Annotated in this window: 12 protein-coding genes; 6 read left to right on the top strand and 6 right to left on the bottom strand. The window is 45.1% G+C overall.

What is annotated here, in order from left to right; all coding sequences use genetic code 11:
* Positions 1-68: 68 nt before the first annotated feature.
* Positions 69-902, bottom strand: coding sequence for a hypothetical protein (locus tag MMB75_RS08075; RefSeq protein WP_277507511.1), 834 nt, complete (start codon positions 900-902; stop codon positions 69-71).
* A 287-nt stretch (positions 903-1,189) separates the two neighbouring features.
* Here MMB75_RS08075 and MMB75_RS08070 point away from each other — a divergent pair, with 287 nt between their 5' ends.
* From MMB75_RS08070 to MMB75_RS26145, 3 genes are all read left to right on the top strand, one after another.
* On the top strand, positions 1,190-1,765 hold the full coding sequence (locus MMB75_RS08070) for a class I SAM-dependent methyltransferase (protein ID WP_103042313.1): 576 nt from the start codon (positions 1,190-1,192) through the stop codon (positions 1,763-1,765).
* 15 nt (positions 1,766-1,780) lie between these two features.
* Entirely contained in the window at positions 1,781-2,386 is a 606-nt protein-coding gene (locus tag MMB75_RS08065; RefSeq protein ID WP_016820632.1) for a DedA family protein, read from the top strand.
* Positions 2,387-2,524: 138 nt separating this feature from the next.
* Positions 2,525-2,614, top strand: coding sequence for a putative holin-like toxin (locus MMB75_RS26145; RefSeq protein WP_305954445.1), 90 nt, complete (start codon positions 2,525-2,527; stop codon positions 2,612-2,614).
* A 230-nt stretch (positions 2,615-2,844) separates the two neighbouring features.
* Here MMB75_RS26145 and MMB75_RS08055 read toward each other — a convergent pair whose 3' ends face one another.
* From MMB75_RS08055 to recQ, 3 genes are all read right to left on the bottom strand, one after another.
* Positions 2,845-4,155 carry an alkaline phosphatase gene (locus MMB75_RS08055; RefSeq protein ID WP_045244009.1) on the bottom strand — a complete coding sequence of 437 codons (1,311 nt, stop codon included), beginning with the start codon at positions 4,153-4,155 and terminating at the stop codon, positions 2,845-2,847.
* A gap of 183 nt (positions 4,156-4,338) precedes the next feature.
* On the bottom strand, positions 4,339-6,195 hold the full coding sequence (locus MMB75_RS08050) for a B12-binding domain-containing radical SAM protein (protein ID WP_016820634.1): 1,857 nt from the start codon (positions 6,193-6,195) through the stop codon (positions 4,339-4,341).
* A 50-nt stretch (positions 6,196-6,245) separates the two neighbouring features.
* Positions 6,246-8,144 carry a DNA helicase RecQ gene (recQ, locus tag MMB75_RS08045; protein ID WP_017426585.1) on the bottom strand — a complete coding sequence of 633 codons (1,899 nt, stop codon included), beginning with the start codon at positions 8,142-8,144 and terminating at the stop codon, positions 6,246-6,248.
* A gap of 223 nt (positions 8,145-8,367) precedes the next feature.
* On the opposite strand from recQ, the gene MMB75_RS08040 reads away from it, so the two are divergent.
* Positions 8,368-9,381: an RluA family pseudouridine synthase gene (locus tag MMB75_RS08040; RefSeq protein ID WP_017426584.1), complete on the top strand. Its 1,014-nt coding sequence runs from the start codon at positions 8,368-8,370 to the stop codon at positions 9,379-9,381.
* An 85-nt stretch (positions 9,382-9,466) separates the two neighbouring features.
* On the opposite strand, the gene MMB75_RS08035 is transcribed toward MMB75_RS08040, so the two are convergent.
* Complete coding sequence (locus MMB75_RS08035; protein WP_016820637.1) at positions 9,467-10,315, bottom strand: hypothetical protein; 849 nt, start codon at positions 10,313-10,315, stop codon at positions 9,467-9,469.
* A 573-nt stretch (positions 10,316-10,888) separates the two neighbouring features.
* On the opposite strand from MMB75_RS08035, the gene speD reads away from it, so the two are divergent.
* Together speD and MMB75_RS08025 are read left to right on the top strand one after the other, a co-directional pair.
* Complete coding sequence (speD, locus tag MMB75_RS08030; RefSeq protein ID WP_016820638.1) at positions 10,889-11,695, top strand: adenosylmethionine decarboxylase; 807 nt, start codon at positions 10,889-10,891, stop codon at positions 11,693-11,695.
* Between the two features lie 249 nt (positions 11,696-11,944).
* Positions 11,945-13,363, top strand: a complete 1,419-nt coding sequence (locus MMB75_RS08025) for an NAD-dependent malic enzyme (RefSeq protein ID WP_016820639.1) — start codon at positions 11,945-11,947, stop codon at positions 13,361-13,363.
* An 82-nt stretch (positions 13,364-13,445) separates the two neighbouring features.
* Here MMB75_RS08025 and MMB75_RS08020 read toward each other — a convergent pair whose 3' ends face one another.
* Positions 13,446-14,126, bottom strand: coding sequence for a protein kinase family protein (locus MMB75_RS08020; protein WP_016820640.1), 681 nt, complete (start codon positions 14,124-14,126; stop codon positions 13,446-13,448).
* Positions 14,127-14,242: the final 116 nt, after the last annotated feature.

The following is a 14,242-nucleotide window of genomic DNA, read 5'->3' as shown; positions in this document are numbered from 1 at the left end:
TTAAAAGCTAAGTTTGAGTTACAAGTGTGGGCTAAGCGTTTTTAAGGTATGCTATGGCACCCTCAAGATTATGACGAAGACGATACAGATTGTTCAAAAATCTTAGCGATTTTATCGAATAAAACTGATACTTCTTCATCTGTCGCATTCGATTCATCTGTGTTTCCCCAAGCGTTTTTTAATGCAGAAATCAGGTCTGTTTGCTCATCTGTTTCTGAAGATATGGAGCCAGATAGAAGATCGGAACTCAGGACGTTTTGCAAATCATTCAGTAAGGATCTTTTTTCATCTACGGTATGCTCTTCTTCAGATGTAGTGGTGTTATCCTCTTGATGAGTAATCTCCTGAATATTCCATGCAAATGGGGGCATAATTCCACCCATCGCCTGCATCATTGGAGGCAGACCGCTGCTATCAACCTCAGGTCGGAATGAGCCACCTTCAGGCGGCGGTGTAGGGCGGTTATTCTGGATCGTTTCAGCTACTTTATCGAATAAATCTGATACTTCCTCATCTGTTGCTGTCGAAAGATCCACCCCGGATAACAAGTCGCTGACTGTAGCCAAAGGATTGTTTGTACTGTTATTGATTTCATTCGTTTCAGATAAAGCACTTGAAGACGTCAAGTAACTTTGTAAATCTGACAATAACGCTTTCTGTTCGTCCATAGTCAGCGCCACAGTATTCTGGTCGTATTTGTAGCCATAACTGTAGTTTTCCGTAGGAAGCGGAGCCTGCATACCTCCGGCGTATCCCATAAATTCCGCACTTAATTCGAGTGAATCGCTGGATTTCTTGTGTGTGATATGCCCCGCGTTATTTAGTCCATTCTCATTTGACTTCAGCGTATTCGAGTTATCGTAGGAAGTCGTGATGAGATGCCTGTTGATGGATAATGACAAAGTAGATCCCCTCTCAGTGTACATAATGTTTTTAGCTGCCCACCTCTCTTTCATCGGTTGTAAAACTGAAGGCAGCCTGAGAGAATGCTGAATGATAACTGAATGAATTCGGACTGTCCCATACTGTACTCCTTTTCCTTCTTCCTAGACTATAGTCAAGGAAAATCCCCTCCGCAGGACGGGGAACCGAGCCCTACTCCAGACAGGAGCAAGTAAAGGGATAATTTGTTACTCTTAGCAGAGAATAAATGAACGCATTTTGAAAATTGAAGGTAGGGGAAAGAAGTATGATCCGTATTAGTCATTTAGTTCACGAGAGACTTATGTTCCTATTCAAATTTTTGTACTCGCCTGCATATGTGGGTAGCGTAACACCCAGTTCCAGATTTTTAGCTAAAAATATGATAGAATCCATTCCATGGAGTGATGTTCATGCCGTGGCTGAGCTTGGGGCTGGAACAGGCGCAATTACCCAATACATCCCGTCTACGACAAAAATTCAACCTAAGGTTTTGCTCTTTGAGAAGGACCCGACCATGCAGCAGAGTTTAAAAAGAAGATTCCCGAATTATCTGTGCTATTCCGACTCGCGTGAGCTTCAGCTTGCTATGAAAAATGCTCAAATTGAAAGGCTTGACTGTATAATCAGCGGGCTGCCATTCTTCAACTTTCCACAAGCGATGCGAGATCAAATCGTAGAACAAATTCATCGGTCACTCAGGGATGGAGGGATGTTTGTCGCCTTTCAATACTCTAAACAGATGAAACAGCAGTTAGGTGAATGGTTTGATATTGAAGAAATCAAGTTTGTACCTATGAATGTTCCACCCGCATTCGTGTATGTATGCCGAAAGAAAGCTTAAGAAAGGAGTATGGGGATGGATGTTGAATATTTGATTTCCATTATCGAACAATATGGCTATGCAGCATTATTCTTCTCTCTATGGCTCGGAATTGTGGGACTGCCCATTCCAGACGAAGTTATAGTGATGACTGGCGGGGCCGTAACAAGCATGGGGATACTTCATCCGTTACCTGCTTTTTTAATTGTATATCTCGGGGTTGTATCAGGCCTATCCTTAGGTTATGTGTTGGGGAGAAGCTTGGGTACACCCATTTTGGATCGTTTGCGCCGAAAGAAGAAAATGGACAAGTACATTACTTTTTCAGAAAATTTAGTACATAAGTATGGAAACTTCACGATATGCATCAGCTACTTGCTACCGATCGTTCGCCATATTGTCCCTTATATTGTGGGGATCAATAAAATGAGTTTTAAGCGCTACGCTCTATTCTCTTATTCAACGGGCTTGATTTGGACGCTGATCTTCTTTTTGCTCGGACGTCTCTTTGGCGATCATGTACAAGCAGCAGGAGAATTGATTCATCGTTATGGCTTGCAGGTGGCACTGCTTCTCATCATGCTGACAATTATATTTTTTATAATGAAATTTGTGTGGGGGAAGAAAACAACGGAGGATTAGTCTGAGATAAAGCTCACCAAAGTCAAAAAGACGTTTTTAAGTATTTTATCACTTTGATTATTCCTTATTTATGGTATACTTTTCTAATACAATATGCGGCTATAAAGGGCGGTCGGCTAGTCTCCCAGAAGGGAGGTGATGCCCATGGAGGTCAAAGATGCTATCTCCTTAATGATCATGTTTGGTATGTTCATTTTGGCGTTACTTACCTACATGAAAAAGAAATAGACCGCCCTGACCAAAGGTAAACGGTCTATTCTCGACCATATCTTACGCGGCCGACTGCTCTTTATGCAGTTATTGTATGGTGGAGTCGTGTTAGCGCACGGCTCCTTATTTATTCTTACCTTATTATAACCGATTTTATTACGTAATTACATGTCTTTGTTACTCGAATTTCTAAATTAATGGATTAATTAAGGGTTCATACTGCGATGAATAAGCCCTCTCACCCTAGGCTATTTTTTAAATTGAAGCAGCTTAACCAGCTTATCATGAATGGCCGTATTCGGGTAATTCCCGCTAAATTGGGAGGAACCCGGACCCATTGCGGTTAGCGCTACATCAACGGATGTATGCCCTCCTGTGGTCCAGTCGATATAAAACTTCTCATCAGAGCCTTTTACGGTAAAAGGACCGTCTTCTTTGGAAACACCTTCACCGGATTCATCCTCTGCATCTTCGCCTTCAATGGCCAAACCGCCTGTCTCATGGTCTGCCGTCACTAACACCAAAGTATCTGGATGCGCTTTGGCATAGTCTTTAGCTACTTTAACAGCCTTATCCAGCTGCTGCCCGGCTTTAATGGTTAATTCACCTTCATTGTCGTGCGCCATCTCATCCGTTCCTTCTTCCTCTACCATCAGGAAAAAGCCTTTTTTGTTTTTGGATAGAACATCAATCGCTTTCGCTGTCATATCCGGTAAAGAAACCGTTGGGTTGTAAGAATTGCCTAGTTTGTTGTGAGCTTGGAACATTTCTTCATTGGCGAACAGCCCTAGTAATTTAGAGCCTTTGGCTGCTTTCATTTCAGCCTGGTCTGTCACATAGCTATAGCCCAACTTCTTCGCTTGTTCCACCAAATTTCCTTGAGTTCCCTTACTAGCTTCCTCAGGATCTTCTGCCGGTGCATCTGGATGTTTGCCTGCTGTTCCTGCAGGGTACCAGAAATCCTCACCCCCGCCCAGAATCACATCTAGCTTGCTTTTCTCAATATACTGCTTGGCAATCTCGCTTTGAGCAGAGCGCTTCTCAACATGCGCACCAAAGGCAGCGCCCGTCGCATCTGTCACTTGGCTTGTCGTCACTACTCCTGTAGACATGCCTGCTTTTTTAGCCAGCTCCATAATGGTTGTCACTGGTTTTTTATTCAAATCCATTCCGATCGCGCCGTTATACGTTTTCACACCTGTTGCAATGGCAGTCGCAGCGGCGGCAGAATCTGTAACTAGGTTGTCCCCTGAACTCGTACTAACCAGGCCTGTTACAGGCATCTTGTCCATTTCAAGCAATCCCGATTTTCCAACCGTTGCTAAGCGAATCGCGTTGCGACTGGCTTCTCCCATACCATCACCGATAAAAAGAATGACGTTTTTAGGAGTATCCGCTTTAGCTGATACAGCCTTCTGTGCCTTGGACTCTGCGATAGTGGACTTCGTAGGAGCCGCGGCTGCAAAAGCTTTAGGGATATCAGCAGATAATAAGGGTACAGTCAAAACAGTCACAGCACTCAACGCAAGGATACTCTTTTTCATGGAACGCTTTTTCACAAGGTCACACTCCAATAAATTTAATATTCATATATGATAAATTCATCATATATTGGTTTTGTAAAAAATCGTAAAGCACTAGGTTTCCCGAATGTAAAAAATTGAAGTGGTCATCTATATTTTATAAAAAAAGAAGACATCGACTCCTGGTATTCCAAGAGTTGATGTCTTCTGGTGTTTATATTAAATCGCGGCGATATTTTTGCCGATGGGCATGGTGTAGTATAGCGGTTTTTGCTGTCCGTTTTGCTGATAAACTACAAGCAACAGTGTGCGGCCTTCGGCTGTTAATGGGCTACCACCACTCAGGATATGATCCAGACTGAACGGCAGGACATCCAGCACAGCGTGCTTTTGCAGTTCCTTTTCACCCAGCTTCAAGGAAGCAAAGGCTGGGATCATCTCGCGGTATGGCTGCGGCTGTTGGCTAGCCACATCCATCTCACCCGTGCTTTCCTCGCCCACATCTGCCACCGCAGGTGACAACAGCGCATCCGGGTGCTGAAGGGCCATTTTCATATAGCTGGACCAATCGTCCTTCTCCAGGGTATGTTCCCACCAGATTTTACGCGGCTTATATTTATGGTTTAAGAAATAATCAAGCTTCATCAGCCCAAGTACCATTTCCATTCGCTTGGTTCCCCGCGATTCCAAAAAGGACTGGAGACGCGTAAACAGGTCTTCGAGCTGATGTCCGATTTTTTGCCAGCCCTGTCCTTCCCAGTAGTCTCCAAATTCCTGAAAGAAATCAAAGGCGGACGAGAATTCACGCTCAATCAGGTAGCTCACCGTATGGTCCATACGATGAGAGTTCCAGTATTTCTCCAATACATCTTCCAAGCGTTTGAGCCGTACAATGTCGGCAAAGGAAAGGACGTCATTGCTCAACATTTCATACGGCGCAACATCCATATAGGTATAGTTATACTTATCAGCGTCAATGCGCAGACCTGTACCACGCAGCATTTTGAGGAAGCCAAGCTGAAGCTCTTCTGGACCAAGCGCAAAAACGTCATTAAACGTTTTACGGAATGTGTTGTAGTCCTCCAACGGCAATCCGGCGATCAGATCCAGATGCTGGTCGATTTTACCGCTTTGCTTGACCTTTGTAACGGTGCGGGAAAGCTTGGTAAAGTTCTGGCGGCGCTTAACCAGTTCATTGGTGGGATCATTCGTTGATTGGACACCGATCTCAAAGCGAAATACCCCCGGTGGTGCATTCTCCGCCAAATAATCCAACACCTCGGGACGCATAATATCTGCCGTAATCTCAAACTGGAAGACACAGCCACGGTGATTTTCAATCAAAAACTTGAACATTTCCAGCGCATAATCGCGTTTAATATTAAAGGTTCGGTCCACAAATTTAATCAATTTAGCCCCATTGTCAATCAGATACAGAATATCCGACTTAGTGCGCTCAATATCGTAATAACGCACCCCGACCTCAATGCTGGACAAACAAAATTGGCAACTGAACGGACAGCCCCGGCTCGTTTCAAAATAGACAACCCGTTTCCCGAGCTCCGGGATATCCTCTGCAAAACGATATGGAGACGGCAGCTCGTTCAAGTCCGCTTTAGGGCGACCCGGCATGATAATAACCTCTTCTCCCTTACGGTAAGCCAGTCCATATACAAAATGAAACTTGCGATCTCCTTCCAGTTCCTGCAGCAGTTGATGGAAGGTTTCCTCTCCCTCACCAACAACAATAAAATCCACATTCGCCAAGCGCTTCATCCAGTGCTCCGTATCGTAAGATACCTCCGGGCCACCCAAAACAATTTTGACCTCGGGCATAATCTTTTTCAACACATCAATGACTTTAATCGTCTCTTCAATGTTCCAAATATAACAGGAAAAACCGATGACATCTGCTCCCCGTTGAAACAGATCAGATACGATGTTCATCACCGGGTCCTTAATTGTATACTCCGCCAGCTCGATATCAAAATCCTTTTCACTGTAGGCTTTGAGGCATCGGATGGCCAGTGAGGTATGAATGTATTTTGCGTTTAATGTTGATAAAATGACTTTCATAGGTCACAACCTTCTATAAGTTTGCATGGACTCTTATATCCTTAGTATAGCTATTCAAAATCCTCGTACACATCGTCTGCAAAAATCTCATCCTCGCTCACCATTCCGCCGGTATTCCCCTGATTTTGAAAGAAATCAAGAAACGGCTTGCCATACTTGCGGAACTTCACTTCACCAACACCCTTGATCCGCAGCATGTCTGCTTCGGATTGCGGACTCGCTACGCTCATCTCTCGCAGCGTGGCATCATTGAAGATGATATAAGACGGTACATGCTCCTGAGCGGCCAGATCGCGACGGATTAAGCGCAATTGCTCAAACACAGTTTCGTTGACCGCAGCAGGATAGGTATCGCGTCCCTTTCGTCCACGTGATCCCGCTCCCCCTGCTAAAGCAGTGGCATGCCGCACCACACGCTGCATGACTTCGCGCTGACCTCTCAGCACTTCAGCAGCAAGCTGTTGCAAGCGGACAACTGGATATTGCCCCTCGGACAGCATCAGATAGCCTTCCGAAACAAGAACATTGATAATCTCAGCAATTTCTTTCTCCGTTCGGTTGCCCATCACGCCATAGGTTGGCAGGCTGTCAAAACCATACTGCAGCACTTTTTTGTTACGCGAGCCTTTCAACACTGAGGCCACCATGGAAACCCCATACCTCTCCCGCATACGATGAATGCACGAAAAAATCTTTTGCGCATCTATGGTCATATCGACCAGTTCCCGCTCGTCAGTACATGAACTGCATATGCCGCAGGCTTCATGCTCCTCCGCTTCTCCGAAATACTCCAGCTGTGCTGAACGTAGGCAGCGAGTTGTGTAACAATAGTCAACCATCTGCTGGAGCTTACGGTAGTCGTTGCGCTTGCGGTCTTCATCCTGTGGATTTTGCTCAATCAGGAACTTCTGGGTCACAATATCTTGCGGTCCGAACAGCAAAATACATTGACTCGGGTCGCCATCACGTCCTGCGCGTCCCGCTTCTTGTACGTACGCCTCCATATTTTTAGGCATATTGTAATGAATGACATAGCGTACGTTTGATTTATCTATGCCCATACCGAAGGCATTGGTTGCGACAATGACACGGATATCGTCGTACAGAAACCCTTCCTGGCTATCTGCACGTTCCTGATCTGTCATTCCTGCATGATAACGTCCGGCTGCCATGCCAGCGTCGCGCAGGCGTTGATATAAATCATCCACGTCCTTACGTGTCGCCGCATAAATAATGCCCGATTCACCCTCATGTTCACGGGCATAATTCAGTAAAAAGCTGCGTTTGTCCTCCCCTCGCAGCACACTGAACGCCAAATTTGGCCTTCCAAGCCCCGTAACGAACGTTTCCGGTGAGCGCAAACGAAGCAGGCGTACGATGTCATCCATAACCTGTGGTGTAGCCGTCGCCGTAAACGCAGCTACGATTGGACGTTCATATAGCCCGTCCACGAATGGAGCCACAGCCAGATAGCTGGTACGAAAATCATGACCCCACTGGGATACGCAGTGAGCCTCATCTACCGCAACGCAGGAAATCGGTAACTGAGCCATCTCATCACGGAACCAATCCAGTTCCAGTCGTTCAGGGGCGACATACAGCAACTTCAAATCTCCGTTCCGTGCGGCGCGTATACGGTCATTGACTTCTCGACCGCTCAACGTGCTATTAATGTAGGCAGCTGCAATCCCCATCGTGGTCAGCGCATCCACCTGGTCTTTCATTAACGAGATCAGTGGTGACACAACAATGGTCAGCCCCTCATGCAACAACGCGGGAATCTGGTAGCATATCGATTTTCCGCCACCTGTCGGCATGATGCCCAGCGTATCGTTGCCTTCCAGCATACTGGCCACAATTTTCTTTTGTCCCTCCCGGAAATCGGGATAGCCATAAAATTTTTGCAGCAAGTCCTGCGCCCGTTCCAATGTTGGTGCTTGTACACTCATAGTTTCAAAACTCCTCATATTTCTAGCGTCCTCGACGCATATCTGCTTTTCTTTCGTTACCTTATAGTTTACCGGGGTTAAGGGCAATGTTCAACCGCTGGAAGTCTGTCCATCGGGTTTTAGTCTCTTATGGCATTCGCTGTTTTCTCATGATATAGTGAACACGGTGCCGCAAATGGTCCACAATATGAAGAGATACGGCTCCAAGAAGGAGAAAGAACCCATGAATAATCGGAAACCTCAAAGGAAAAATCATACAAAATCAACTTCAAACACAAGCCACTCCAGACGCAATCACAAACCCGCCGGAAAATCTGGCTCCTATAGACCGGAAGCTCAACGGAAAACCCATACTTTGGATAAATCCCCTGCCAAAACATACATCGTTCAGGAACCTGCAGAGCTATTGAGCTTTTTAGTTGAGCATGTGACTGGCATGGGTCGTAATTCCATTAAATCGGCATTGGCGCGTGGGCAAGTTTCCGTCAACGGTACTCCTCGTACTGTGCATAATTTTCCGCTGGAGCAAGGACAGACTGTCGCGCTCTCCAAGGAAAAGGTAGCTCCTGTGGTGCCGCTAACCGGGCTGCGTATTTTGCATGAGGACGAAGCTATTATCGTTATCCATAAAGATGCTGGGTTACTTTCTGTCGCTTCTGCGCAGGAACAGGAAGTCACAGCCTATCGCCAGCTTACAGCCCACGTACGACGCGAGCATCCGTACAACCGTATTTTTGTACTGCATCGTTTGGATCGTGATACATCAGGAGTGATGATGTTTGCGAAAAGCGAAGCCATACAGCAGGAAATGCAACAAGCGTGGAAGGAAGTTGTGTATGAACGAACATACATTGCTCTCGTAGAAGGACAGGTTAAAAAAGACGCGGGCACAATCACCTCATGGCTGAAAGAAAGCAAGACGCTGAAAATGTACTCCAGTCCTTATCCGAATGACGGCCAGCATGCAATCACTCACTACAAGCGGCTTCAGGCCAATCGGCATTTTTCTTTGCTGGAAGTACGTTTGGAGACCGGACGCAAAAATCAAATTCGCGTGCATATGGAGGATATCGGTCATCCGATTGTTGGAGATAAAAAATACGGTTCCAAGAGCAAGTCGATTGGGCGCCTTGGTCTGCATGCACAGGTATTGTCGTTTATTCATCCCGTCACCGGAGTATTGCTGCGTTTTGAATCCGACATTCCTAAAAGCTTTTTGAATCCATTTCGGGAGTAGCCTGGAGTGAAGCACACGAAGAAGAGTGTAAAAACACAAAAGGAAATTAGGGGGCTGTAAAAAAACAGCCCCCTTTTTTTGTTGGTTAAGCGGTATGCCTCCGAACACCATCAGCCATTTTCATCAACTCATCCCATATGTATATGGGTGAATTACACACTGGACATTCTACCCAACCGTTTAAGTAAGGTAACTGGGCAAGAAGTAATTTCTCATCTATTTTTTGAGCATATTCGTATAGCCACTGTATATCGGCACCTCTATGGTCCAATGAACGGGGGCGAATCGGATAGGGGATTAGATTGCCTGAACTGACAGGGTCTTTATCATAGACAACGAGAGTGTCACCCTGTTCATCAGGCCAAATATAGAGCGGGGTACCGCAATGGGGACAATCCAGCATATATTCGTCACCTGTATCAAAAGTTTGTAGCATATAGGCTACGCAATGATCCCCCTCAAAGGCGGCAGCCGCAGCGAGAACATAGCGCTTGCCGACATCTTCTTCGTGTTCTTTCGCATAGAGCACCATTTCTTCCGTCAATTCTGCAAGGCGAACGATGGCACTTCGATATTGCGTATAAATATATTCTGCCAGGCTAGAATCCACTTCCACCTGATCCCTTGCAAATTCCAACGGGATTTTGGTATGTAAGGGATTATTATTTTTCGCTTCAAATATTCCGCAAATGGTATATATATCTGCCCGAATCTCTATATCAGAACTTTTTAGCGCAATGTCTACTAGGTAAGGTACAGCCGCAAAAGTACAAGTATACAACGTATTTTGGTGATACAATTCCTCCCAATACAAGGTGTCAGCCATTTCGCCATCATATCCGGCTTGGAGCTGTTTTAACATTTCTGGAACGTATTGAGAAGAACCGTAGGGGCCTTGGAGCAGAGTCCAGGCCGGATCGGACAAAGCCAGCATCTTGATACTCCTTCCACCGTTTTTCTTACAGTCATGAGATAGGTTTATAAAATGAGTTTGCGATCAAAATTCATTTTAACTTCATAATTCTTAGCTTGTTACGTTTATTTCATTATACGCATAACAGTGGCTGAAGTTGCTTTTCTCATTTTATGCAATGTACAAAATCACTATTTTTTAGGGCCTATAATCATATTCGGTTAAGCTTTCAGCATTATGAAGGTAACATACATTAAATTCATGAATTACGAACCTAGATCTTTTGTTGTACTACGAACCTTCTGCCAATTCCGTTCCCTTCCTGTATACATATATACATAGTCCACATTATAAGCTCTGTTACTTAAAAATTGCTGAGTAAGAAATAAAGTATATTAACGTTTAATTCCCATACATGTAAAATCGAGAGGATCTCAAGTGAATCTGGCTGTTTTTAATGATACCAATCGGGTAAAACATACATGTTCAAGTCTTTATTTTATCCGCTACAAAGCTGATTTTATGAATCGGTATATGAAAAGGCGTGTTGGGAATATTACGTATGAATACTGCGACTATAAGGGGAAATAGCCTATGACCATAACACCGGAACAGCGGATTACCCTGCACGGATTTAACAATTTGACCAAATCATTGAGCTTTAATATGTACGATATTTGTTACACCAAAACCAAAGAAGAACGCGAGGCCTATATTGAATATATTGATGAACAATATAACTCGGATCGACTGACAGCTATTTTAAAAAATGTATCCGATATTATCGGTGCCCATGTACTCAATGTTGCTCAGCAGGATTATGTCCCTCAAGGAGCGAGCGTGACAGTGCTTATATCAGAAGGGCCGATTGTGGAGGTACCGAATGATTCGTATGCAGAATCACCAGGTCCCCTACCTGAGTCTGTCGTGATACAGCTGGATAAAAGTCATATTACGGTTCACACCTACCCTGAATATCATCCAGACGAGGGGATCAGCACGTTTCGTGCAGATATTGATGTTTCTACCTGTGGGGAAATCTCCCCGCTCAAGGCACTTCACTATCTGACTCATTCTTTTGACACTGACATTATGACGATTGATTACCGGGTACGCGGCTTTACACGTGACACGAATGGTCATAAGCTTTTTATCGACCACGACATTGCCTCGATTCAAAACTATATTCCCGACGAAGTGCGCAATCAGTATGACATGATCGACGTAAACGTGTATCAGGAAAATATTTTCCATACCAAATGCAAGCTAAAACAATTTGATCTGGACAACTACCTGTTCGGCTACACAAAAGAAAGTCTGAGTGAAAAAGAGCAACAAAATATATCAACACGACTCAAAATCGAAATGGACGAAATTTACTACGGCAAAAATATGACGTAAACCAAAAATGGATCATTTCGTTATACAAAGGACGATTGCTTAGACTGGAATTCAGCCGGGCTTTCGTCTTTTTTGGATACAAGATCATATATATTACTCAGCTTGATCTGTACAAGTGGAAGAATGTTCACTATGATAGGGGAAGAAACCACTAATTTAAACTATCAGCCTAGATCTTAGACTTGCTCCCGATTGTAAGCGCAATCAATTGATCACTATTTTGTTTTAAAAGACAAAGGAGGAATTTGCATGCAAGGCGGTATTGGCGGTAAAAATATTATTTTACGACTGGAAATTTCCACCGAGCACATCCAGTTTGGTCAATTGATTACGTTGGTAAACGAACATGGCGGAGATGTCATCGCCATTGACGTCATCCGCACCTCTGAGAAGGCCACTGTGAGAGATATTACAGTCACCATTGCTGATCCAGCAGAAATCGACCGAATGATCGCCCGGATTAAAAAAGCACAAGGTGTAAAGGTACTGTCCATCTCTGATCGCACCTTCCTCTTACATCTCGGGGGCAAGATTGAAATGCAGCCTAAGGTCCCGATTCAAAACCGCGATGACTTATCCCGGGTATACACTCCTGATGTGGCACGCGTATGCATGGCAATTCATGAGGAGCCAGACAAAGCTTTCCGATTAACAATTAAGCGTAACACCGTCGCTGTCGTCTCTGACGGAAGCGCTGTCCTCGGACTCGGCAACATCGGCCCGTATGCAGCCATGCCAGTTATGGAAGGCAAAGCCATGCTGTTCAAGCAGCTTGGGTCCGTCGATGCCTTCCCCATCTGCCTGGATACGCAGGACACGGAAGAAATCATTAAGGCCATTAAGCAACTGGCCCCAGCCTTTGGCGGTATTAATCTGGAGGATATTTCATCGCCACGATGCTTTGAAATTGAACAGCGATTACGTGACGAGCTGGATATACCTGTTTTTCATGACGATCAGCATGGCACAGCTGTTGTTTTGTACGCAGGGCTGATTAATGCGCTCAAGGTGGTCGGCAAAGCTCTGTCTGACGTCAAAATTGTCGTCTGCGGTATCGGGGCTGCAGGTGTCGCCTGTACCAAAATTTTGCTATCTGCAGGGGCAGTGAACATTATTGGTGTAGACCGTCACGGTGCGCTTACAGCTGATGAAACCTATGAGCACCCGATGTGGAACTGGTATGCGCAGCATACCAACCCTGAGCGGCTGTCCGGCACGCTATCTGAGGTTCTGAAGGACGCAGATGTGTTTATCGGTCTGTCGGCAGGCGGAATATTGCAACGAGAAGACGTGAAGCGTATGAAGGAAGCTCCTGTCCTGTTCACCATGGCGAACCCGGTCCCCGAAATTAACCCAGAGGATGTCGAGGATATTGCAGGGGTCATCGCCACCGGACGTTCAGACTATCCTAACCAAATTAACAATGTACTTTGCTTCCCCGGCATATTCCGAGCAGCACTGGACTGTCGCGCCCGTGAAATTAACGAAGAGATGAAGCTGGCTGCCGCAGAGGCCATCGCAAGCACAATCCGTCCCGATGAATTAAACAAGCTATATATTATCCCGGGTGTTTTTAACGAAGGCGCTGTACAGCAGGTGCGTAAAAAGGTGATTCAAGCTGCGATTGCGAGCGGTACAGCCAGAAGAGTTCCTAGAGATTTCAGATAGAAGAAAAGGATTACTCCCGTAAAATGGGTGCAATCCTTTTGTATAGAAGGCTAGGTCTGTATTTCGATACTCTTCACAGCAGTTATGACTTCCATTTAGAAAACAATTGACTGGCACGCTGGGCAAACTCCTCCAGGTTGATGCTGGAGTTGTCCAGCTTGTAATACCATTTTTTGATCGTATCTAAAATCCATGAAGGAACCTTAACCTCGGAGAAACCGGAATAGAACGTATGATACGCCCACACCAAATGCTCCCAACGCTTGTCATCGCCTTCTTTTACATATTCAGATACGTCTAATACCTTGGCGCGTCCGTCTTGCATGAGTACATTCTTGAGATGAATATCACGGGGATTCAGTCCCCTGGACCGAACAAATTCCCTCGCCTTTTCCACGTCCAAAATGACCTGCTCCGGCACCGGAATTCCTTGCAGCAGGCAATCTAACAACGTAACACCAGATTCGTAACTAATGACAATATACTTATCGCCTTTTCCGTAATAATGAGGAAAAAAATCAGACCCTTGCAAACGCTCATATACATCGGCTTCTGCATCTTTTTTTTCGATCGCCATGTCTGAATACACCTTGAACGCGTAGCCTGGCAACGTATCGAGTGTAAATACAGCCGCATCTGTCCCAATGCCAATACAGCGTACGCCTTGGGTGGCTGTTTTAATGGTAACTGGGTCATTATCCTCCGTACTATATACGGTCACTTGACTTATGATGTCGTCTGCCTGCCTCCATGGTTCTACCATGCGCGGGTCCCTCCTTCTCTGTTCTACCCATTTCAAATGAAGTTAGATTTATAACAGATAAATAGTATTACGGACCAGCTTTTGAAATAGCTTCAAAATAGGTTAGATTCTTTTGG

It is taken from the genome of Paenibacillus sp. P2(2022) (assembly GCF_029522175.1).
Lineage (GTDB): Bacteria > Bacillota > Bacilli > Paenibacillales > Paenibacillaceae > Paenibacillus > Paenibacillus polymyxa.
This window is presented reverse-complemented; position numbering and strand designations above follow the sequence as displayed.

Excerpts from the sequence above, each read along its gene's own strand:
- MMB75_RS08070 (WP_103042313.1), top strand. The coding sequence starts at position 1,190 with ATGATCCGTATTAGTCATTTAGTTCACGAGAGACTTATGTTCCTATTC.
- MMB75_RS08065 (WP_016820632.1), top strand. The coding sequence starts at position 1,781 with ATGGATGTTGAATATTTGATTTCCATTATCGAACAATATGGCTATGCA.
- MMB75_RS26145 (WP_305954445.1), top strand. The coding sequence starts at position 2,525 with ATGCCCATGGAGGTCAAAGATGCTATCTCCTTAATGATCATGTTTGGT.
- MMB75_RS08050 (WP_016820634.1), bottom strand. The coding sequence starts at position 6,195 with ATGAAAGTCATTTTATCAACATTAAACGCAAAATACATTCATACCTCA.
- recQ (WP_017426585.1), bottom strand. The coding sequence starts at position 8,144 with ATGAGTGTACAAGCACCAACATTGGAACGGGCGCAGGACTTGCTGCAA.
- MMB75_RS08040 (WP_017426584.1), top strand. The coding sequence starts at position 8,368 with ATGAATAATCGGAAACCTCAAAGGAAAAATCATACAAAATCAACTTCA.
- MMB75_RS08035 (WP_016820637.1), bottom strand. The coding sequence starts at position 10,315 with ATGCTGGCTTTGTCCGATCCGGCCTGGACTCTGCTCCAAGGCCCCTAC.
- speD (WP_016820638.1), top strand. The coding sequence starts at position 10,889 with ATGACCATAACACCGGAACAGCGGATTACCCTGCACGGATTTAACAAT.
- MMB75_RS08025 (WP_016820639.1), top strand. The coding sequence starts at position 11,945 with ATGCAAGGCGGTATTGGCGGTAAAAATATTATTTTACGACTGGAAATT.
- MMB75_RS08020 (WP_016820640.1), bottom strand. The coding sequence starts at position 14,126 with ATGGTAGAACCATGGAGGCAGGCAGACGACATCATAAGTCAAGTGACC.